We start from the raw sequence: 21,490 nt of genomic DNA, 5'->3' as shown, positions 1-21,490 counted from the left end.
CATCCTCGGATCAGGCCCGCAGCCGGTAGCCCGTCGCGTAGATCGATTCGATGTGCAGCGGCGTGCCCTGCTGCCTCGAGACGAGCACGCATTTCTGCCTCAGCTTGTACAGGTGCTGCTCGATGGATCGCTTGTTGACGGCATCGGTGTTGCCGAACAGCGCGGCCGACAGCATCTCCGTCGTCGTGAGCCGGCCGTGGTGCTCGAACAGCACCTGCGCCAGGCTGCACTCGCGCGCCGTCAGGCGCACCCGTTGGCCGGGCGAGGCCAGCACCGACTGCGCGGTGTCGAGCCAGTAGGCCCCGGCCCGCAGCTCGGGTGCCGGCGAGGCCAGCGCCCGCACGCGGGCCAGCACGCGCTGCACCAGGCCGGTCGCGCCTTCGGCCTCGGTGGCGTAGTCGTCGGCGCCACGCATCAGCGCCTGGGCGATGGAGTAGGTGTCACCGGCACCGACCGCGACGATTGGCGCGCGCGATGCGGCGCGGGTGCGCAGCACGTCGAACCAGTCGCGGCTCAGCGCGGTGTCGGCCTGCACCAGGATCGCGTCGAACTCCGTGTCCCGCCACGCCTGCAGCAGCGATTCGGTGTCGCTGAACTGTTCGACATCGATGGCGCGGGAGGCGAAGGCATCCGTCGCGCGCAGGCTCTCCGCGCGTTGGGCCCACAGTGCGGCAATCCTCATAGGTCAGTTCGGCTTTTCGGGGAGGTCCGTGAGTTCGGCGTCGACACGCCGGCGGCGCATCTGACTGCAGCGCAGGTTGCGTGCCCGCCTCCGGACGCACTGATTACGCTGGAACCGTTATCAGGATCACGAAAATCTTCGCCGACATCTGACCAATCGCGTCACCTGCGCGACAGTCAGCTTGGATGTCGGCCAAAAATTGACCGATTCATGACGGAGCCGCTACGGCGCGTAGCGCTGCTCCAGTTCATCCCAGCGCGGCTTGTCGACCAACCGCTGCCGCTCCGCGAACGGCACGACCAGCGCCGGATCCTCGTCGACGCGGCCGGCCTGCTGCAGCACCCCCAGCACGCGCTGCATGCCGGCCACGGCGCCCTGCAGCGCGGCATTGGCATACAGCACGAAGCCGTAGCCCAGGCCCTTCAACTCGTCGGCACCGACGATCGGCGTCTTGCCGCCGATCACCATGTTGACCAGCTGCGGTGCCGCCAGGCGGCGCGGCAGCGCGCGCACCTCGTCGGCTGTCGTCACCGCCTCGACGAACAGGATGTCGGCGCCCGCTTCGGCGAAGCGCTGCGCGCGCTCGACCGCCGCGTCGAAACCCTGCGTGGCCGCGGCATCGGTGCGCGCCATGATCAGCAGGTCCGGGTCGCGCCGCGCGTCGACGGCGGCCTTGATCTTGCCCAGCGCCTCGTCGAGCGGGATCACGTCCTTGCCGGCGAAGTGGCCGCAGCGCTTGGGCGCGACCTGGTCCTCGAGCTGGATGCAGTCGGCCCCCGCACGCTCCAGCACGCGCACCGTGTGGTACACGTTCAGCGCGTTGCCGAAGCCGGTGTCGGCATCGACGATCAGCGGCAGTTCCACCGCATCGCGGATGCGTGCGGTGTGGTCGGCGATCTCGGCCAGGCCCATGAAGCCCTGGTCGGGCATGCCGAACCACATGTTGGTGACGCCGGCACCGGTGACGTAGATCGCCTCGAAGCCGGCGTCGGCGATGACCTTGGCGGACATCGCGTTGAACGCGCCGGGAACGATCACGCCGCGGCGGGCGGCGGCGAGGGCCTTGAGGGTTTGACGGGTCGACATGGGCTTGCTCTCGTTCAGAAACTGTCGCCGGGCACGCGCACCCAGCCTTCCATCAGCACACGGGCGCTGCGGCTCATCAGCGCCTTCGTGACGGTCCACTGGCCGTCGATCTGCCGCGCCTCGGCGCCCACGCGCAAGCTGCCCGACGGGTGGCCGAAGCGCACCGCGCTGCGCACGCCGCCACCAGCCGCCAGGTTCACCAGCGTGCCGGGGATGGCTGCCGCGGTGCCGATCGCGACCGCCGCCGTGCCCATCATTGCGTGGTGCAGCTTGCCCATCGACAGCGCACGCACCAGCAGGTCGATGTCGGCGGCACGCACCGGCTTGCCGCTCGATGCCACGTAGTCGGCCGGCGGCGCGACGAACGCGATCTTCGGCGTGTGCTGGCGCGTCGACGCCTCGGCCACGTCCTGGATCAGGCCCATGCGGACGGCGCCCCAGGCCCGGATCGCCTCGAAGCGCGCCAGCGCCTGCGCATCGCCATTGATCGCATCTTGCAGCTCGGTGCCGGTGCAGCCGATGTCGCGGGCGTTGACGAAGATCGTCGGGATGCCGGCGTTGATCAGCGTCGCGTCGAACGTGCCGATGCCGGGCACCTCCAGCGCGTCGACGAGCCGCCCGGTCGGGAACATCGCGCCGCCGCTTCCTTCGTCCGGCCCCTCGGCGGCCGGATCGAGGAACTCGAGCTGCACCTCGGCCGCCGGGAAGGTGACGCCGTCGAGCTCGAAATCGCCGGTCTCCTGAACCTGCCCGTTCAGCACCGGCACGTGCGCGACGATGGTCTTGCCGATGTTGGCCTGCCAGATGCGCACGGTGCACAGGCCGTTCGCCGGCACGCGCTCCGCCGGCACCAGGCCCTGCGCGATCGAGAACGGGCCGACGGCTGCCGACAGGTTGCCGCAGTTGCCGCTCCAGTCGATGAAGGCCTGGTCGATCGAGACCTGACCGAACAGGTAGTCCACATCGTGGCCCGGCCGTGTCGACGGCGACAGGATCACGACCTTCGAGGTCGACGAGGTCGCGCCGCCCATGCCGTCGATCTGCTTGCCGTACGGGTCGGGGCTGCCGATCACGCGGCGCAGCAGCCGGTCGCGCGCCTCGCCCGGCAGCTGTGCGGATGCGGGCAGGTCCTGCAAGCGGAAGAACACGCCCTTGCTGGTGCCGCCGCGCAGGTAGGTGGCGGGAATGCGGATCTGTGGAACGAAGCTCATGACTGGTAGCCCGGATGCCAATCCGGGATCAATGCACGCCCGCGAGAAAGTCCTGCGCAAACCGCTGCAGCACCCCGCCGGCCTCGTAGATCGACACCTCTTCGGCCGTATCGAGCCGGCAGGTGACGGGCACATCGACGATCGCGCCATCGCGGCGCCGCACGCGCAGGCCCAGCACGGCGCCCGGCGTGCGTTCGCCGTGCACGTCGTACGTCTCGGTGCCATCGAGCCCGAGCGTCAGCCGCGAGGTGCCGGGCAGGAACTCCAACGGCAGCACGCCCATGCCGATCAGGTTGGTGCGGTGGATGCGCTCGAAGCCTTCGGCCACCACCACTTCCACGCCCGCCAGGCGCACGCCCTTGGCGGCCCAGTCGCGCGAGCTGCCCTGGCCGTAGTCGGCGCCGGCGATGATGACCAGCGGCTGGCGGCGTTCGAGGTAGGCCTCGATCGCCTCCCACATGCGCACCACGCGGCCCTCGGGCTCGAGTCGCGCGAGCGAGCCAGTGCGCACGCTGCCATCGCCGGCACGCACCATCTCGTTCGACAGCGTCGGGTTCGCAAAGGTGGCGCGCATCGCGGTGAGGTGGTCGCCGCGGTGCGTCGCGTAGGAGTTGAAATCCTCCTCCGGCAGGCCCATCCGCGCCAGGTATTCGCCGGCCGCCGAATCGGCCCCGATCGCGTTCGACGGCGACAGGTGGTCGGTCGTGATGTTGTCCGGCAGGATCGCCAGCGGCCGCAGGCCGGTCAGCGTGCGCGGGCTCGCGGCCAGCGCGCCCATGCCTTCGCGGTCCCAGTACGGCGGGCGGCGGATGTAGGTGGACTGCGGCCGCCAGTCGTACTGCGGATTCACGCGCTCGCTGCTCGCGGCCGCGATGGCGAACATCGGCTCGTAGACCTGCCGGAACATCGCCGGCTGCACCGACGACTGCACCAGCGCATCGATCTCGGCATCGTCCGGCCACAGGTCCTGCAGCCGGATCTCGCGGCCGTTGACCACCGCGAGCACGTCGCGCTCGATGTCGAAGCGGATCGTGCCGGCGATCGCATAGGCCACCACCAGCGGCGGCGAGGCCAGGAAGGCCTGCTTCGCCTGCGGGTGGATGCGGCCGTCGAAGTTGCGGTTGCCCGACAGCACGGCCGTGGTGTACAGGTCGCGTTCGAGGATCTCCTGCTGGACGGCGGGGGCTAGCGCGCCGCTCATGCCGTTGCAGGTGGTGCACGCGAACGCGACGATGCCGAAGCCCAGCGCCTCCAGTTCGGTCAGCAGGCCGGCCTGCTTCAGGTACAGCTCCACCGTCTTCGAGCCGGGTGCGAGCGAGGTCTTCACCCAGGGCTTGCGCACGAGGCCCAGGCGGTTCGCGTTGCGCGCCAGCAGCCCGGCGGCGATCACGTTGCGCGGGTTGCTGGTGTTGGTGCAGCTGGTGATCGCGGCGATGATCACCGCGCCGTCGGGCATCAGGCCCTGCGCCTCTTGCGCGCGGGCCTGGTCGAGGTTGACCGCGATGCCGCGCTCGGCCAGTGCGCTGGTGGGCAGGCGGCGGTGCGGGTTCGACGGACCGGCCATGTTGCGAACGATGGTCGACAGGTCGAAGCGCAGCACGCGCTCGTAGCGCGCGTCGGCCAGCGTGTCGGCCCAGAAGCCCGCTGTCTTCGCGTACGTCTCGACCAGCTTCACCTGCGCGGCCTCGCGGCCGGTCAGGCGCAGGTAGTCGAGCGTCTGGCCGTCGATGAAGAACAGCGCCGCGGTGGCGCCGTACTCGGGGCACATGTTCGAGATGGTCGCGCGGTCGCCGATCGTCAGGCCCTGCGTGCCGTCGCCGAAGAACTCCAGGTAGGCGCCGACCACCTTCTGCTGGCGCAGGAACTCGGTGAGCGCCAGCACGATGTCGGTGGCGGTGATGCCGGGCCGGCGCCGGCCGGCCAGCTCGACGCCGACGATGTCGGGCAGGCGCATCCACGACGCGCGGCCGAGCATCACGTTCTCGGCCTCCAGCCCGCCGACGCCCACCGCGATCACGCCCAGCGCATCGACGTGCGGCGTGTGGCTGTCGGTGCCGACGCAGGTGTCGGGGTAGGCCAGGCCGTCCTGCACCCAGACCACCGGCGACATCTTCTCGAGGTTGACCTGGTGCATGATCCCGTTGCCCGGCGGGATCACCTCGACGTTGCGGAAGGCCCGCTTCGTCCAGTCGATGAAGTGGAAGCGGTCTTCGTTGCGGCGGTCTTCGATCGCGCGGTTCTTCGCGAAGGCCTGCGGGTCGTCGCCGCCGCACTCCACCGCGAGCGAGTGGTCGACGATCAGCTGCACCGGCACGACGGGGTTCACCGCGGCCGGATCGCCGCCCTGCGCCGCGATGGCATCGCGCAGCCCGGCCAGGTCGACCAGCGCGGTCTGGCCGAGGATGTCGTGGCAGACCACGCGCACCGGGTACCACGGGAAGTCGCGGTCGCGGCGGCGCTCGATGAGCTGCAGCAGGCAGTCGTCGAGGAGGGCCGGGTCACAGCGGCGCACCAGGTTCTCGGCATGCACACGCGCGGTGTACGGCAGGCCGCTCCAGGCGCCGGCGCGCAAGGCGTCGACGGCGGCCCGGGCATCGATGTAGTCCAGCGCGGTGCCGGGCAGGCGCTTGCGGTAGGGAGAACTCATGCGCGGTGGTTGTGCTCAGGTGCGCTCGGCGATCGGCACGAAGGCGCGGTCTTCGGGGCCGGTGTAGTTCGCGCTCGGCCGGATGATCTTGTTGTCGAGCCGCTGCTCGATCACGTGTGCGGCCCAGCCGCTGGTGCGCGAGATGACGAACAGCGGCGTGAACATCGCCGTCGGCACGCCCATCAGGTGGTAACTCACGGCACTGAACCAGTCGAGGTTGGGGAACATCTTCTTCGCATCCCACATCACCCGCTCCAGCCGCTCGGCGATGTCGAACATCTTCGTGGTGCCGGCCTCGCCGGAGAGCTGCCGGGCCACGCGCTTGATGACCACGTTGCGCGGGTCGCTGACAGTGTAGACCGGGTGGCCGAAGCCGATCACGACCTCGCGCGCCTCGACGCGGCGGCGGATGTCGGCCTCGGCCTCGTCGGGCGTGCCGTAGCGCTGCTGGATCTCGAACGCCGCCTCGTTGGCGCCGCCGTGCTTCGGGCCGCGCAGTGCGCCGATCGCGCCGGCCACCGCCGAATGCATGTCGCTGCCGGTGCCGGCGATCACGCGCGCGGTGAAGGTCGACGCGTTGAACTCGTGCTCGGCATACAGGTTCAGCGAGGTGTGCATCGCCCGCACCCACGCGGCCGGCGGGCGCTCGCCATGCAGCAGGTGCAGGAAGTGGCCGCCGATCGAGTCGTCGTCGGTCTCCACCTCGATGCGCCGGCCCTGCGTGGCCCAGTGGTACCAATACAGCAGCATCGAGCCGAGCGAGGCCAGCAGGCGGTCGGCGATGTCGCGCGCGCCGGGCAGGCCGTGGTCGTCCTTCTCGGGCAGCGCGCAGCCGAGCGCCGAGACGCCGGTGCGCATCACGTCCATCGGGTGGGCCGCGGCCGGCACGGTCTCGAGCGCGGCCTTCACCGCGGCCGGCAGCCCGCGCAGCGCCTTCAACCGGGCCTTGTAGGCACGCAGCTCGGCGGCACTCGGCAGCCTGCCGTGCACCAGCAGGTGGGCGACCTCCTCGAACTCGCAGACCTCGGCGAGATCGAGGATGTCGTAGCCGCGGTAGTGCAGGTCGCGGCCGTTGCGGCCGACGGTGCACAGCGCGGTGTTGCCGGCCGTGACGCCGGACAGCGCAACGGACTTCTTCGGTTGGAAGGTGCTCATGCCCGCCATCTTCGCGATGCGCCACGCCGGGGACAACACTGAAGTGGCGAAGGCTTGCGAAGTCAGCCTTGCAACTCTGCAAGGCTTGCGAAGGACGAGCGGCGCGCCAGCTCGACGAAGGCCCGCAGGTAGTCGATGTCGATGTCCGCCTCGCGGGCGCCCAGGAAGATCTGCTTCGCGATGCCGCGCGCACCCAGGCGCACGGCCACCACGTCCATCTTCTGCGCGTACTCCTCGACCAGCCAGCGCGGCAACGCCGCCACGCCGCGGCCGCTGACCACCATCTGCAACATGATGTCGGTGGTCTCGATGGTCTTGTGCGCCTTCGGCGTCACGCCCGCCGGCATCAGGAACTGCGTGTAGACGTCGAGCCGGTCGGTCGCCACCGGGTAGGTGATCAGCACCTCGGGCGTCAGCTGCTTCGGCTTCACCCAGGCCGCGCCGGCCAGCGGGTGATCGCGCCCGACCACCAGCACCTGCTCGTAGTCGAACACGGGCTCGAAATGCAGCCCCGGCTTGTACAGCGGGTCGGGCGTGACCAGCATGTCGATCTCGTAGCCGAACAGCGCGCCGATGCCGCCGAACTGGAATTTCTGCTTCACGTCGACATCGACATCGGGCCAGGCCGCGAGGTACGGCGAAACGACCTTCAGCAGCCACTGGTAGCACGGGTGGCACTCCATGCCGATGCGCAGCGCGCCGCGCTCGCCCTGCGCGAACTGGCGCAACCGCTCTTCCGCCTGGTCGAGTTGCGGCAGCACCCGGTTGGCCACCGCCAGCACGTACTGCCCGGCCTGCGTCAGCCGCAGGCTGCGGCCCTCACGCAACCAGATGTCGGTGCCGAGCTGCTGCTCCAGCTTCTTCATCGAATGGCTCAGCGCCGATTGCGTCAGGCACAGCACGCCGGCCGCGGCCGTCAGCGAGCCCTGCTTCTCGACCTCCTGCACGATGGCCAGGTGACTGCGCTCCAGCATATCGATGAGCCGATCTCATGGATTGTCAAATTAATACCATTTTACTTCATGACCCCTGCTGCGTACGCTGGCGACCGCTTCTCTCATCTCTCCCATCGCACGCACGCCATGACCACGACCCACAACCTCGGCTTTCCCCGCATCGGCGCCAGGCGCGAATTGAAATTCGCGCTGGAGTCCTACTGGAAGGGCGAGTCTTCGCGCGACCAATTGAAGGCCCTCGGCGCCCAGCTGCGCCAACGCCACTGGATCCACCAGATCGACCTCGACCTCGCACCGGTCGGCGACTTCGCGTTCTACGACCAGATGCTCGACATGAGCTTCACGCTGGGCAACCTGCCGGAGCGCGTGCAGGGTTTCCAGGGCGACGTGCTGGACAACTACTTCCGCGTCGCGCGCGGCCGATCGGCAGAGACCGCCGAGGCCCACGCCGGCTGCTGCGGCGGTGGCGTCGCCGCCGGCGAGATGACCAAGTGGTTCGACACCAACTACCACTACATCGTCCCGGAGTTCACCGCGGCCACGCAGTTCAAGCTCGACGCGTCGCGCCTGCTGGAGCAACTCGCCGAGGCGCGCCAGGCCGGCGTCAAGGCCAAGCCGGTGATCGTCGGCCCCGTCACCTACCTGGCGCTCGGCAAGGCCAAGGACGATTCCAGCAAGCTCGCGCTGCTCGAACGCCTGGTGCCGGTCTACGCCGAGCTGCTGGAAAAGCTCGCCGCCCAGGGCGTGGAATGGGTGCAGATCGACGAGCCCATCCTCGTGACCGAGCTCGATGCCGACTGGCAGCACGCCTTCAACACCGCGTACCACGACCTGAAGAGCGGCCGCGTGAAGCTGCTGCTGGCCACCTACTTCGGCCCGCTGGAAGAGAACCGGCACCTGGCCGCCAACCTGCCGGTGGCCGGCCTGCACATCGACGCGATCAACGGCCGCGACGACATCCAGCCGCTGCTCAACATCCTGTCGCCGCTGAAGGTGCTGTCGCTCGGCGTGATCAACGGCCGCAACATCTGGAAGACCGACCTGAACGCGGTGCTCGATTGGCTCGAGCCGCTGAAGGAGCGCCTCGGCGAGCGCCTGTGGATCGCACCGTCGTGCTCGCTGCTGCACGTGCCGGTCGACCTGGCGAGCGAACAGAAGCTCGATGCCGACCTGAAGTCGTGGCTCGCGTACGCGCTGCAGAAGCTGGACGAGTTGCGCCTGCTGGCCGCCGCGTTGAAGAACGGCCGTGATTCGGTGAAGGCCGAACTCGCCTCCAACCAGGCCGCCATCGCGGCGCGCCGCAACTCGCCGCGCGTCAACAACCCGGCGGTGAAGGCGGCCGTGGCGACGCTCAACGCCGCGTTCGGCGAGCGCAAGAGCGGCTATGCACAGCGCGCCCCGAAGCAGGCCGCGCTGCTGAAGCTGCCGCCCTTCCCCACCACCACCATCGGCTCGTTCCCGCAGACCGCCGACATCCGCCACGCCCGCAGCGAGTTCAAGGCCGGCCGCCTCGATGAGGCCGGCTACCGGGCCGCGATGCAGGCCGAGATCCGGCGCAGCGTGCGCGAGCAGGAAGCGCTGGACCTGGACGTGCTGGTGCACGGCGAGGCCGAGCGCAACGACATGGTCGAGTATTTCGGCGAGCAGCTCGACGGCTACGCGTTCAGCCAGTTCGGCTGGGTGCAGTCGTATGGCTCGCGCTGCGTGAAGCCGCCGATCCTGTTCGGCGACATCAGCCGCCCGAAGGCGATGACGGTCGAGTGGATCCGCTACGCGCAATCGCTGACGAAGCGCCCGATGAAGGGCATGCTGACCGGCCCGGTGACGATCCTGAACTGGTCCTTCGTGCGCGACGACCAGCCGCGCTCGGTGTCGTGCCACCAGCTCGCGCTGGCGATCCGCCAGGAGGTGCTCGACCTGGAGCAGGCCGGCGTGCGCGTGATCCAGATCGACGAGGCCGCGCTGCGCGAAGGCCTGCCGCTGCGCAAGTCGCAATGGAAGGGCTACCTCGACTGGGCGATCGAATCGTTCCGCATCACCGCGAACGGCGTCGAGGACGAGACGCAGATCCACACCCACATGTGCTATTCGGAGTTCAACGACATCATCGCGGCCATCGCCGGGATGGATGCCGACGTGATCACGATCGAGACCTCGCGTTCCGACATGGAGCTGCTCGATGCCTTCGAGGACTTCAAGTACCCGAACGAGATCGGCCCGGGCGTGTACGACATCCACTCGCCGAACATCCCGACGCAGGAGCACATCGTGCAGCTGATGAGGAAGGCCGCCGAGCGCGTGCCGGCCGAGCGGCTGTGGGTCAACCCGGACTGCGGGCTGAAGACGCGCCAATGGGCCGAGGTGATTCCGGCGCTGACCAACATGGTGGCTGCCGCCAAGGCGCTGCGCCAGCCGGCCTGACGCGCGGGCTTCCGGCAGGCGGATGGTCAAGAATAGGCCATGCGAAAGACTTTCCTCGGCGTGCGCCTGCGCACGCTGCGCGAGCAACGCGGCCTGACCCAGGCCGCCCTCGCCCACCTGCTGGAGCTCTCGGCCAGCTACCTCAACCAGCTGGAGAACAACCAGCGGCCGCTGTCGGTGCCGGTGCTGCTGAGGCTGCAGTCGGCGCTCGGCGTCGACCTGCAGTTCTTCTCGGAGAGCGAAGAGGCGCGCCTGATGGCGCAGCTGCACGACGTGGTCGCCGAGGCCGGCGCCGCCATCCCGCAGGCGGAGGTGCTGGCCCTGGCGCAGCAGATGCCTGCGCTGGCGAATCGCATGATCCAGCTGCACAAGGTGGCCCGGGATGCGCAGGAGCGCCTCGAAGCCATGGCGGCCGGCCTGGGGGACCGGGACGCCCGGCCCGACCTCGGCCCGACCCAGCCCCATGAGGAAGTGCGCGACTTCTTCTACGCGCGCCACAACCATGTCGCCGAGCTCGATGCGCTGGCCGAGCGCACGCATGCCGAGATGGAGCCGCCCTCGCTGCTGGCCCGCGATCTCGCCGGGCGGCTCGAGCGGCACCTGCTGCTGAAGCACCGCATCTCGACGCGCAGCGCCGCGGCCGATGCGCCGCCCGGCCTGCGCAGCTACGACCCGCGCTCACGGCTGCTGACGCTGCATGCGGATCTCGAGCCGGGCCAGCGCGCGTTTCAGCTGGCCACCCAGCTGGCCTTCGTCGAGGCCGACGAGCTCCTCGCCTCGCTGGTGGCGGGTGGCGAATTCCGCAGCGACGAATCGCGCGCGCTGGGGCGCATCGGCCTGGCCAGCTACTTCGCCGGTGCGCTGGTGCTGCCCTATGCGCCCTTCCTGGCCGCCGCGGAGGAATTGCACTACGACATCGACCTGCTGGCGCGCCGCTTCGGCGTCAGCTTCGAGACGGTGTGCCACCGGCTCTCGACCTTGCAGCGGCCGCAGGCGCGCGGCGTGCCGTTCTTCTTCGTGCGCGTGGACCGGGCCGGCAACATCTCGAAGCGCCAGTCGGCGACCGATTTCCACTTCTCGCGCACCGGCGGCACCTGCCCGCTGTGGAACGTCTACGAGGCGTTCTCGCAGCCCGGCCGCGTGCTGACGCAGCTGGCCTCGATGCCCGACGGCCGCACCTACCTCTGGATCGCCCGCTGCATCCGCCATGACAGCGGCGGCTTCGGCACGCCGCCGCGCGAGTTCGCGGTGGCGCTGGGCTGCGACCGCCGGCATGCGTCGCGGCTGGTGTACGCCCGCGGGCTGGCGCTGGCCGACCCGCAGGCCGTGACGCCGATCGGCCCCGGCTGCAAGGTGTGCGAGCGCCAGGGCTGCGCGCAGCGCGCCTTCCCGGCGCTCGGGCGGCCGCTGCGCATCGACGAGAACCAGCGGCCGGTCGAGCCCTACGCGAATGCCTAGACCGTCTGCGCGAACAGCACGACCTCTTCGTTGTGGATTTCCAGGGCGGTTCGCACCTGCCCTCGCGCACTGGGCAGGTACCCGTCCTCCATGGCGTTGTACTTCCACCCTCCGCGTTGAGAGCGTCCCGTTGCGTTGCCCTTCACGTACCACGTGGTGCCCTTGCTGCCGTCATAGGGAACGTTGGTGGCGATGGTGACCGTGCACAGCCGCGAGGGTTCGGTGAGGCGAATCACCTGCAGCATGTCGTCCCAGCCGATGCCCTCCGCGGCGTCGAGGTTGATCTGGTACGTCAGGATGTGAGTGCGGATCCGCTGCCTCAGATTGCCCATTGAGGTCGCGAAGTTGAAGTCCTGATTCCACATGGTCACTTCTTCATCGGCCACCCAGGCTTCCAGGCCGTCGGCTTCCACCACCTGCGTGGCCCAGGTTTCCAGGAAGGCGTTCCATTGCTCGACCTGCTGCTCGGTGATGTGGGTCGGCTTGGGCGGATACACCTTCCTCTGCACGATGGGTTGCCCCGCCTGCGATGCCTCCTCGCCGGGCCCGATCCAGCGCTGTGCCGCCGGCCCGAACAGGTGGTCGAGCTGCTGCCGCTGTGTCGCCATGCGGGGGCTGCCATCCAGCCAGGACGGCGACGCGCGCTGCGCGGCCGCCGCACCGGCGGGCTCGGCGGCGGTGTGCGCTTGCGAGGGGCGGATCAGGCGCTTGTCGGTGGATGCCACGTCATGTCTCCTTGCTGCGCCGGTGGGCGACAGGCCGGATGACGGTATAGCCGGCACCGGGCCCGGGCGCCATCGGCCCCAGGCTGATTCAGGGCCTCACGAATGCGGAGAGAGGAATGCGGAGAAGACGCCCCATGGGCTCTTCGTGATGGCCACCGAAACGATGTAGCCGAAGGTCAGCAGCGCCGCCATCCAGGCCGTCGCCCGCAGCCAGGCCGGCCGGCCCGGGCGCAGCGCGATGACGCCGAGCCCGACATAGGCCACCAGCGCGATGACCTTGGCCAGCAGCCACGGCGCCGAGCCGGGATGGATCCGCAGCATCCAGGCGAGGGTCAAGGCCGATGCCAGCAACACGGTGTCGATCAGATGCGGTATCGACCGCGCCGCCCGGCTGCGCACCCAGCGCGCGCCCGCCAGCGAGGCGGCCCCGCGCACGAAGAACCCGGCGAACGACAGCGCCACGGCGGATTGGTGGAGGGTCTTGACGGTGAAGTAGTCCATGGCAGCTCACTCGGGTCGGGTTCGCGGCGGCACCGCCCGCGCGGATTTCAGCCGCCATGCGAGCGCGGACGCCAGCACCGTGACGACGAACAACCCCACCGCCGCGGCATTCAGCAACGCCCCGAACCGGCGCCACGAGGGATCGACGAGGCTGCCCGGCAGGCGCACGAGCAACGAGGCGTGCAGCAACAGCAGCGGAGCATGGAACCAGGGGCCGAACCACAGCCGCGTTCGCGCGACGGCCGGCAGGATCACCGGCGCATGCCCCATCACCATGCTGAAGATGAAGCCGAGCCCGAGGGCATGCAGCGCCCAGTCCCGCCCCGGGCACCCGAAGGCCATGCCGATCCACGCCACCCCGGCGACGGCCAGCCACGCGTACCCCGCCAGCAGGCTGACCGCCATGTAGCGGCTCAGGCCATGGCTGTGCAGCGTGCGCCGCGCAACATCGAAAGCCAGCAGCCACAACGCCAACGCCGCCAGGCCGCCGCCGAACAGCACCCCGGCAACGACCGGCCATCGGCCCGTGAGGGCAGCGCCTGCGGGCAGGGTCGAAAGAATCGCCACCAGCGCGAACTGCACCGCCGGGGGGTGCCGCATCAGCCGGGCCATCTCGAGCCGCTCGGCCGCCACCGTCAGCACGATGAAGGCGAACCACCATGGCAGGACCAGCGCGGTCGCCGCGCCGAGCGCGAACAGCAGGTTGCCCACCAGCCAGGCGATCGCGCCCAGCAGCAGCAGCCCCGCATGCAGCACGACCTGGCGGGCCAGCACCGCCACGCTCGCCGCGACGAAGACGGCCGCCGCGACCGCCCCTGCCCAGACACCGACCACCGGAAGCCCGGCCAGCAGCGCGACACCGCCCAAGGCGCTGGCCCAAGGCGCGATGAAGGCCCAGCGGCGCTTCAATGCCACCGCACGTTCGATGGCGATCACCGTGCCCAGCAGGCCCGACAGCATCAAAGCCGCATGCTGCAACAGCGCCGCGCCGGCCACGGCGCCGGTGCCGAGCGCGATGCCGCTGCGCTGCAGCCCGCCCGCCACCGCCGCCAGCAGCACGGCAGCGATCAAGGCCGGCAACACCGACCGGGCCAGCAGCGCGCCAGGTGAGCGAGACACCGTCGTCAACCCTGCATGAAGCGGCGCGCCCGCTCGCTCATCAGGTCGGGCGTCCATGGCGGCTCCCAGCACAGGTCGACCCCGATGCGGATCTCCGCCGGCAGCAGCCGGTCGAGTTCCGACTCGATGTCGTCGACGATCACGTCGATCACCGGGCACGCGGCCGATGTCATCGTGACCCGCACCCGCACTTCGCCCGCCGCCACCGACACCCCGTACACGAGGCCGACATCGACGATCGACAGCGACAGCTCCGGATCGACGACCCCCGTCAGCGCCGCCAGCACCGGTCCGCGCAGCGTGGGCGGCCCGTCGTACGGGAACGGCAGCCTGCTCACGGCATCGCTGCTCATGGCCGCACCGCCGCGGCATCCGGCACGCCATCCGCCTGGCCCGCCGGACGGCGCAGCAGCCGCAACGCATACCCCGCCAGCACCACGGCCCCGGCCGCGAACACGATGTCGCCGGGAACGCGCAGCCACACCAGCGTTTCCATCAGGCGCGAGTGCACGATCGCGGGCGACCTCGCGAACCACATGCCCTGATCGATGCTGGCCCACGCCTGGTAGACGCCGGCCGGCAGCAGCGACATGAAGACCATCATCGCGAGGCCGATGTTCAGGCCCCAGAAGGACAGCGCGAGCAGCCGATCCGCATGCAGGTGGCGCGCGTACAGGCCGCGCAGGCAGAACAGCATCAGGCCGATCCCCAGCATCCCGTAGACGCCGAACAGCGCCGCGTGGCCGTGCGCCGCCGTCATGTTCAGGCCCTGCACGTAGTACAGCGACGCGGGCGGGTTGATCGCGAAGCCGAGCACGCCGGCGCCCAGCGTGTTCCAGAAGCCCACCGACACGAAGCACAGGATCGGCCACCGGTACGCGGCGAGCCAGGCCGCGCCCTTCGAGCGGCGGTGCGTCTGCAGCGCCTCCAGCCCGATCATCGCCAGCGGCACGACCTCGAGCGCGGAGAACACGGCGCCGACCGCGATCACGGAGGTGGGTGTCCCGGTGAAGTAGAGGTGGTGCAGCGTGCCCAGGATCCCGCCGAACAGGAACACGATGGTCTCGGCGACGATCGCGCGGTTCGCGCTCGCGGCGCGCACCAGCCCGAGCCGGGTGAAGATCAGCGCCACCACGGCGGTCGCGAACACCTCGAAGAAGCCTTCGACCCACAGGTGGACGAGCCACCAGCGCCAGTACTCGATCATCGAGTAGTGCGTCTGCCTGCCCCACATCAGCGAGCTGGCGTAGAAGCCGCCGATGCAGGCCGCCGACAGGAACACCATCGCGATCAGGCCGCGGGTTTCCGAAGGCCTCTTCAGCGCCGGCCACAGCGCGCGCCCGAGCAGCAGCAGCCAGAACAGCAGGCCGACGAACAGCAACAGCTGCCAGACCCGGCCCATGCTGGTGTATTCGAGACCCTGGTTGCCAATCCAGAAGCTGAAGTCCACGCCGCGATGCTGCAGCGTCCCGAGCCAGCCGGTGGCGGTGGAGCCGACGACGATCGCGATCAGCGCCCAGAACAGCACGTCGACGCCGAGCTTCTGCAAGCGCGGCTCGACGCCGGACAGCAGCGGTGCGATGTAGAGCCCCGTCGCGAGCCAGGCGGTGGCGATCCAGAAGATGCCGACCTGCGTGTGCACCGTGCGACTCACCACATAGGGCAGCACCTGGGCCAGCGGAATGCCGAAGAAGGCCTCGCCCTCGACCGCATAGTGCGCGGTGACGGCCCCCATGCCGATCTGCAGCAGCAGCAGGCCGATGACCGCGAAGAAGTACTTGCGTGTCGCCTTCATCGAGGGCGTGGCGACGATCTTCAGGAACGGGTCGGCGGCCGGCGGCGCCAAGTCTTCCTCATGGGCTTGTCCGCCATGGAACCACAGCATCGCGGCGATGCCGGCGATCAGCAGCACGATGCTCGCCATCGACCACATGGCCGCCGAGCCGGTCATCACGTTGCCCACCAGCGGCTCGTGCGGCCAGTTGCTCGTGTACGAGAGCCCGGTCTCGCCGGGGCGGTCGGTCGCGGCCGCCCACGAGGTCCAGAAGAAGAAGGCGGTCAGGGCCCGGCGGTCTTCGGCGGCGGGGATGGCACCTGCCCGCATCGCGTACTGCTCGCGCAGCACAGCCAGCGAGGTGTCGCTGCCGAACAGCGCGGCATAGTGGCCGGCGACGGCGCGCACGGCCTGCCCGCGTTCGTTCGAGACCTTCAGCACGCCGCTGCCGTCGTCGTAGCCATTGGCGCGCATCTGCTGGCGCAGCACGTTGTCGATGGCCGCGCGATCCTGGCTGCCGAGCGACGGCTGCGCCTGCTGGTGGGCCTGCACGAGGATCTGCTGGAGCGCGACGGCCTCGCGATGCAGCCAGTCGGCCGACCAGTCCGGCGCGACATAGGCGCCGTGCCCCCAGACCGTGCCGAGCTGCTGCCCGCCGGAGGCGAGCCACACCTGCTGGCCGGCCTGGATCTGTTCGCCGGTGAACAGGACCTCGCCGTCGGCCGTGACGACCGACTTCGGGATCGGCGGCGCCGCCAGGTAGATCTGGTAGCCGATGAAGCCGAGGGCTCCGAACGAGAGGACGAAGATGAGGCCCAGCCAGCGCCAGAGCCTGCGATTGTTGTTCATGGTTCTGCTCCTGAGAGGGTTCGCCGGCGGGACCGAGGTGGTCATGGGAATGGCTCCTTGCTGCCGGCTCGATTAAAGATGCATTTCTTGTGCACCTATCGTAAGCACGCCATGGCGAGAACGCATTGACCCGGATCAAGCACGGGACGACCCGCCCGCAGAAACCTCCAACCCATCTGGCGGGCATTGACCCAGGACAAGGCACCGCCCTGGGTCCGCCGGTACCGTTGCACCGCCAATAGATGTACAACCCATACCGGATATTCACATGAGCACATGGATCAAGAATGCGTTGCTCGCCACGCTGGCGGCGCTCGCCGCGGGTGGTGGCAGCGCGGTACTCGCCGCCGCGGGCGCAGCGCCCGCACCTGCCCCCGCAACGTCACGCAAGTCCGGCGATTTCGGGCCGCCGCAGGGGGCACCGATCCGCGCCATCCTGACCAGCCCGCCGCACGTGCCGCCGCCGACGAACCGCACGGTGYCCGCCAAGGTCATCGTCGAGCTGGAAGTGGTCGAGAAGGAGATGCAGATCTCCGAAGGCGTGTCGTACATGTTCTGGACCTTCGGCGGCACCGTGCCCGGCAGCTTCATCCGGGTCCGTCAGGGCGACACCGTCGAGTTCCACCTGAAGAACCACCCGAGCAGCAAGATGCCGCACAACATCGACCTGCATGGCGTGACGGGGCCGGGCGGCGGTGCCGCCTCCAGCTTCACCGCGCCCGGCCATGCCTCGCAGTTCACGTTCAAGGCGCTCAACGAAGGCATCTACGTCTACCACTGCGCGACGGCGCCGGTCGGCATGCACGTGGCCAACGGCATGTACGGCCTGATCCTGGTGGAGCCGCCGCAAGGCCTGCCGAAGGTGGACCACGAGTACTACGTGATGCAGGGCGATTTCTACACCGCCGGCAAGTACCGCGAGAAGGGCCTGCAGGCCTTCGACATGGAGAAGGCGATCGACGAGCGGCCGACCTACGTGCTGTTCAACGGCGCGGAGGGCGCGCTGACCGGCGACAAGGCCATCCCGGCGAAGACCGGCGAGACGGTGCGGCTGTATGTCGGCAACGGCGGGCCCAACCTGGTGTCGAGCTTCCACGTGATCGGCGCGATCTTCGACGAGGTCCGCTACGAGGGCGGCAGCAACGTGCAGAAGAACGTGCAGACGACGCTGATCCCGGCCGGCGGCGCGGCGGTCGTCAAGTTCACGACCAAGGTGCCCGGCAGCTACGTGCTGGTGGATCACTCGATCTTCCGTGCCTTCAACAAGGGGGCGCTGGCGATCATGAAGGTCAGCGGCCCCGAGGACAAGACGATCTACTCGGGCAAGGAGCTCGACTCCGTCTACCTCGGCGACCGGGCGCAGCCCGACATGCGGCCGGTCGCCGTCGCGACCCAGGCCGCGGCCGCGGGAACGCTGACCTTGCAGGACCAGGTGCAGGCCGGGCGCTCGCTGTTCACGGGGACCTGCTCGGTATGCCACCAGGCGAACGGCGAAGGGCTGCCGGGCGTGTTCCCGCCGCTCGCGAAGTCCGACTTCCTCGCCACCGACCCCGCACGCGCCATCGACGTGGTGATGCGCGGACTGGCCGGCAAGCTCACCGTGAACGGCACCGACTACAACTCCGTGATGCCGCCGATGAACCAGCTGAACGACGACGAGGTCGCGAACATCCTCACCTACGTCCTCAACAGCTGGGGCAACGCCGGAGGGCGCATCTCCACCGGCCAGGTGAAGAAGGCGCGCGAGGCGAAGCCGGGAACCACCGCGACCGCAGAGCATTGACGTGAAGCGGCTCGCAACCGTGGTGCTGGCGGCCGCGCTGTCGGCGATCCCGCTGCCGGCTGCCGCACAAGGGGCTGCTGCCGCGCCGCCGGCCTACGTGCCGGTGCCGGCCGGCACGCTCACCAGCGTGCTCGCGCGCGACGCGGATGGGGGACCGGCCACGATCCCGGCGTTCGAGATGCGCGAGACGCCCGTGACCGTGGCGGACTGGCAGCGCTTCGTGCGCGCGCATCCCGAGTGGCGGCGCGGCCAGGTGGCGCGCGCCTTCGCCGACGGCGGCTACCTCGAGCACTGGCGCAGCGATGCCGAGCCGCCGGCCGGCGCGCAGTCGTCGCAACCGGTCACCGAGGTCAGCTGGTTCGCCGCCCAGGCCTACTGCGAGACCGAAGGCGCCCGCCTGCCGTCGTGGCCCGAATGGGAATACGTCGCCGCCGCCGATGCCGGGCGGCGCGATGCCCGGGCCGACCCGGCGTGGCGGGCCCGCATCCTGGCCTGGTACGGCCGGCCGGCCACGCAGGCGCTGCCGAGCGTCGGCGGCGAGCCGAATGCCTACGGCGTGCGCGACCTGCACGGGCTGGTCTGGGAGTGGGTCGACGACTTCAACGCGCTGCTCATCAATCCCGACAGCCGGTCGGCCGACGACCCCGACAAGCTGCAGTTCTGCGGTGCCGGCGCGATCGACCTGCAAGACCGGCAGAACTATGCGGTGCTGATGCGGGTGGCCTTGCTGTCGTCGCTGCAGGCGCCGCAGAGCACGAGCAGCCTCGGCCTGCGCTGCGTGCGCCCGCTGCCTCACGCTTCCCATCTTCTCGAGGAGATTCCATGATGCTTCGACGTACCCTGCTGGCCGCTGCGCTGGCGCTGGCGACCGCTTCGGTGGCGGCCGAACCGCCGCTGCCCGGCGACTCGATCTACCAGCTCCCGCTGCGCCTGACCGACCAGGACGGCGCCCCGGTCCCGCTCGGCCGGGACCGGGGCCACCTGGTGCTCGCGACGATGTTCTACACCTCGTGCCAGTACGTCTGCCCGATGCTGATCGATGCGTTGCGCGAGACGCAGGCGGCCTTGCCTGCGGCGGACCGCAGCCGCCTGAGCTTGCTGATGGTGAGCTTCGATCCGGCGCGCGACACGCCGCAGGTGCTCCAGCGCACGTTCGACGAACGCCACCTGGAGCGTGCGACATGGACACTGGCGCGCACCGACCCTGCAGGCACGCGCAAGCTGGCGGCCTTGCTGGGCATCCGCTACCGGCAGCTCGCCGACGGCGACTTCAACCACACGAGCGTGCTGGTGCTGCTCGATGCGCAGGGGCGCGTCATCGGCCGCAGCTCGCGGCTCGGCAGCGCCGACCCCGCGTTCGTGCGGCTCATCCAGGAGACGCTGCGCGCCGACGCGCGCTGAATTGACGCGGATCAACACGCCTCGGGCGAAGCGGCGCCAAGCTCGGGTTCCATCGCCGGCCGGGACACTGCCATGCAACACGCTGCCATACGCGTCATCCTCGAAGAGCACAGCGCCATGTCGGCGATGCTGCGCTCGATCAGCCTGCTGCTGGCCGATCACCGGCGCCGCGGCAGCCTGCCGGATTTCGGCGTGTTGCGCGCGATGCTGTTCTACGTCGACGAGTTTCCCGAACGCCTGCACCATGCGAAGGAGAGCGAGTTGCTGTTCCCGTTGCTGCGCAGGCGCACGACCGAGGGCGACGAGGTGCTCGACCGCCTGGACCGCGAGCACGCCGATGGCGAGCGGGCGATCCGCGAGCTGGAGCACGAGCTGCTCGGCTTCGAGATGATGGCCGACACCGCACAGCTGTGCCAGCGCCGCGACCGCTTCGAGCAGGCGATGCAGCGCTACATCGATTTCTACCTCGCGCACATCCGCGCCGAGGAGACCGAGGTGCTGCCGCTCGCGCAGCGCGTGCTGACCGCCGAGGACTGGGTTGGACTGGACCGCGCGTTCTGCGCCAACCGCGACCCGCTGGCCGGCCACCCGCCGGACGACAACTACCGGCATGTCTTCAAGAAGATCCTGTGGGCCCTGCCGCCGCCGCTGGGCATCGGGCCGGCGATCGGCCACGGCAGCCGGCCGCCGGGCGGGCGCTGACCGCATGGCACTGCCCACTCCGATCCTCCTCGACGCCACACCGGCCTGCACGCGGCGTCGCTTCATCCGGCTGCTGCCGATCGGTGCTGCGCCGTGGCTCCCGGTGGTGCACGGCAAGCCGAAGCCGGCGCCGCCACCAGACCCGTCGACCTTCGCGCACCTGGACGAGCGCGATCCCCACGCCAAGGCGGTGGGCTACGTCGAGGACGTGGCGCGCGTCGACCGCCGGGTCTATCCGAAGTTCACCGCCGGCAGCACCTGCGACAACTGCGCGCTGTACCGCGTGCCGGCACAGGCCTGGTCCGAGTGCACCCTGTTCCCACGCAAGCTGGTGGCGGCCAGGGGCTGGTGCGACGCCTACGTGCGCCGCGCAGCACCTTGACCTGCCGAGGGCGTCTGTCGGGGCGCCGGGTCGGCGACCCGCACGAGCCACTCGTGCATGAGTTGCTTCTCGGCCACGGTGAGTCCCGGCAGGTCGGCCAGGTGCGCACGCAGCGTCGAGACCGCCGCCACCACGCCAGAGTCTTTCACCGGGGCGTCCTTCAGGATGGCGCCCAGCACCGCATCGCGGGCCGCCTCGGCCATGCCGCGGCGCGCCTCGGGGGCCCTGCCGAGCATCTCGAGCACCGTGCCCTTCGCCATGGCGTGGCAGAGGTCGACCGCGCGCGCTCTCGAGCCCGAACGATGTGTAGCCCATGAAGCCCCTGCGGAGCGATTCGACGGGGTCCATGCCGGACTTGTCGGCTCGCTTCCTGGCGACGAAATTGGCCAGCGCCTGTTCCGCGACGGCGTCGAGCAGGCCCTCCTTGTCACCGAACAGCCGGTAGATCGCCGGCGCCTGCACGCGGTGACGGATGGGCGAATCTGCGCTCGCCGAGCGCCATCGAGTGCATCACGCGAAAGTCGAGGGTGGTCGTGTACCAGGCGATGGCCGCATCGATGTCGTCTACGCGGATGCCCACGTGGTCCGGTCGGAACGACGTGAAGGGACTCGAGGTCTTCGCAGCAGGAGAATGTCGC

The 21,490-nt window shown here is 69.7% G+C and carries 20 protein-coding genes; 7 read left to right on the top strand and 13 right to left on the bottom strand.

Annotated features, from left to right (window positions below; translation table 11 throughout):
* Positions 1–10 precede the first annotated feature (10 nt).
* The 6 genes from AC1DXV_RS01180 to AC1DXV_RS01155 form a co-directional block, all read right to left on the bottom strand.
* Positions 11–682 carry a response regulator transcription factor gene (locus AC1DXV_RS01180; protein ID WP_477932151.1) on the bottom strand — a complete coding sequence of 224 codons (672 nt, stop codon included), beginning with the start codon at positions 680–682 and terminating at the stop codon, positions 11–13.
* Between the two features lie 222 nt (positions 683–904).
* Positions 905–1,768 (bottom strand): isocitrate lyase/PEP mutase family protein, encoded by an 864-nt coding sequence (locus AC1DXV_RS01175; protein WP_477864127.1) that lies wholly within the window; start codon positions 1,766–1,768, stop codon positions 905–907.
* A 14-nt stretch (positions 1,769–1,782) separates the two neighbouring features.
* On the bottom strand, positions 1,783–2,979 hold the full coding sequence (prpF, locus tag AC1DXV_RS01170) for a 2-methylaconitate cis-trans isomerase PrpF (RefSeq protein WP_477864126.1): 1,197 nt from the start codon (positions 2,977–2,979) through the stop codon (positions 1,783–1,785).
* Positions 2,980–3,007: 28 nt separating this feature from the next.
* Entirely contained in the window at positions 3,008–5,626 is a 2,619-nt protein-coding gene (gene acnD, locus AC1DXV_RS01165; RefSeq protein ID WP_477932149.1) for a Fe/S-dependent 2-methylisocitrate dehydratase AcnD, read from the bottom strand.
* A 15-nt stretch (positions 5,627–5,641) separates the two neighbouring features.
* A complete protein-coding gene (gene prpC / locus AC1DXV_RS01160; protein WP_477864124.1) occupies positions 5,642–6,781 on the bottom strand; it encodes a bifunctional 2-methylcitrate synthase/citrate synthase in 1,140 nt (379 codons plus the stop codon).
* Positions 6,782–6,843: 62 nt separating this feature from the next.
* Positions 6,844–7,755, bottom strand: coding sequence for a LysR family transcriptional regulator (locus AC1DXV_RS01155; protein WP_477864123.1), 912 nt, complete (start codon positions 7,753–7,755; stop codon positions 6,844–6,846).
* Between the two features lie 108 nt (positions 7,756–7,863).
* Here AC1DXV_RS01155 and metE point away from each other — a divergent pair, with 108 nt between their 5' ends.
* The gene (gene metE / locus AC1DXV_RS01150) at positions 7,864–10,158 is read left to right on the top strand and encodes a 5-methyltetrahydropteroyltriglutamate--homocysteine S-methyltransferase (RefSeq protein ID WP_477932147.1); all 2,295 of its coding nucleotides are present in this window, start codon (positions 7,864–7,866) and stop codon (positions 10,156–10,158) included.
* A 39-nt stretch (positions 10,159–10,197) separates the two neighbouring features.
* Positions 10,198–11,616, top strand: a complete 1,419-nt coding sequence (locus tag AC1DXV_RS01145) for a short-chain fatty acyl-CoA regulator family protein (protein ID WP_477864121.1) — start codon at positions 10,198–10,200, stop codon at positions 11,614–11,616.
* On the opposite strand, the gene AC1DXV_RS01140 is transcribed toward AC1DXV_RS01145, so the two are convergent.
* From AC1DXV_RS01140 to AC1DXV_RS01120, 5 genes are all read right to left on the bottom strand, one after another.
* On the bottom strand, positions 11,613–12,341 hold the full coding sequence (locus tag AC1DXV_RS01140; RefSeq protein WP_477864120.1) for a hypothetical protein: 729 nt from the start codon (positions 12,339–12,341) through the stop codon (positions 11,613–11,615). The genes AC1DXV_RS01145 and AC1DXV_RS01140 overlap by 4 nt on opposite strands.
* Positions 12,342–12,437: 96 nt before the next feature.
* On the bottom strand, positions 12,438–12,842 hold the full coding sequence (locus tag AC1DXV_RS01135) for a SirB2 family protein (RefSeq protein WP_477864119.1): 405 nt from the start codon (positions 12,840–12,842) through the stop codon (positions 12,438–12,440).
* A 6-nt stretch (positions 12,843–12,848) separates the two neighbouring features.
* Positions 12,849–13,961, bottom strand: a complete 1,113-nt coding sequence (locus AC1DXV_RS01130) for a DUF8744 domain-containing protein (RefSeq protein ID WP_477932146.1) — start codon at positions 13,959–13,961, stop codon at positions 12,849–12,851.
* A 5-nt stretch (positions 13,962–13,966) separates the two neighbouring features.
* The gene (locus AC1DXV_RS01125; RefSeq protein ID WP_477932145.1) at positions 13,967–14,314 is read right to left on the bottom strand and encodes a metal-sulfur cluster assembly factor; all 348 of its coding nucleotides are present in this window, start codon (positions 14,312–14,314) and stop codon (positions 13,967–13,969) included.
* Positions 14,311–16,584 carry a nitric-oxide reductase large subunit gene (locus AC1DXV_RS01120; RefSeq protein WP_477932143.1) on the bottom strand — a complete coding sequence of 758 codons (2,274 nt, stop codon included), beginning with the start codon at positions 16,582–16,584 and terminating at the stop codon, positions 14,311–14,313. Before AC1DXV_RS01120 ends, AC1DXV_RS01125 begins: the two co-directional genes overlap by 4 nt.
* A gap of 268 nt (positions 16,585–16,852) precedes the next feature.
* On the opposite strand from AC1DXV_RS01120, the gene nirK reads away from it, so the two are divergent.
* The 5 genes from nirK to AC1DXV_RS01095 all read left to right on the top strand — a co-directional run bounded on the left by nirK (position 16,853) and on the right by AC1DXV_RS01095 (position 20,852).
* Complete coding sequence (gene nirK / locus AC1DXV_RS01115; RefSeq protein ID WP_477932141.1) at positions 16,853–18,367, top strand: copper-containing nitrite reductase; 1,515 nt, start codon at positions 16,853–16,855, stop codon at positions 18,365–18,367.
* Position 18,368: 1 nt separating this feature from the next.
* A complete protein-coding gene (locus AC1DXV_RS01110; RefSeq protein WP_477864114.1) occupies positions 18,369–19,193 on the top strand; it encodes a formylglycine-generating enzyme family protein in 825 nt (274 codons plus the stop codon).
* Complete coding sequence (locus tag AC1DXV_RS01105) at positions 19,193–19,768, top strand: SCO family protein (RefSeq protein ID WP_477932139.1); 576 nt, start codon at positions 19,193–19,195, stop codon at positions 19,766–19,768. The genes AC1DXV_RS01110 and AC1DXV_RS01105 overlap by 1 nt, the downstream gene beginning before the upstream one ends.
* A gap of 72 nt (positions 19,769–19,840) precedes the next feature.
* Positions 19,841–20,470 (top strand): hemerythrin domain-containing protein, encoded by a 630-nt coding sequence (locus AC1DXV_RS01100; RefSeq protein WP_477864112.1) that lies wholly within the window; start codon positions 19,841–19,843, stop codon positions 20,468–20,470.
* A gap of 4 nt (positions 20,471–20,474) precedes the next feature.
* A complete protein-coding gene (locus AC1DXV_RS01095; RefSeq protein WP_477864111.1) occupies positions 20,475–20,852 on the top strand; it encodes a high-potential iron-sulfur protein in 378 nt (125 codons plus the stop codon).
* Here AC1DXV_RS01095 and AC1DXV_RS01090 read toward each other — a convergent pair.
* Together AC1DXV_RS01090 and AC1DXV_RS01085 are read right to left on the bottom strand one after the other, a co-directional pair.
* Complete coding sequence (locus AC1DXV_RS01090; RefSeq protein ID WP_477864110.1) at positions 20,828–21,112, bottom strand: hypothetical protein; 285 nt, start codon at positions 21,110–21,112, stop codon at positions 20,828–20,830. The genes AC1DXV_RS01095 and AC1DXV_RS01090 overlap by 25 nt on opposite strands.
* 167 nt (positions 21,113–21,279) lie before the next feature.
* Positions 21,280–21,432, bottom strand: coding sequence for a VOC family protein (locus tag AC1DXV_RS01085; protein WP_477864109.1), 153 nt, complete (start codon positions 21,430–21,432; stop codon positions 21,280–21,282).
* Between the last annotated feature and the right edge of the window lie 58 nt (positions 21,433–21,490).

This window comes from Rhizobacter sp. P3_C12 (assembly GCF_056402735.1).
The sequence above is the reverse complement of the archived record's forward strand: the minus strand, read 5'-3'. Positions and strand labels throughout refer to the sequence as shown.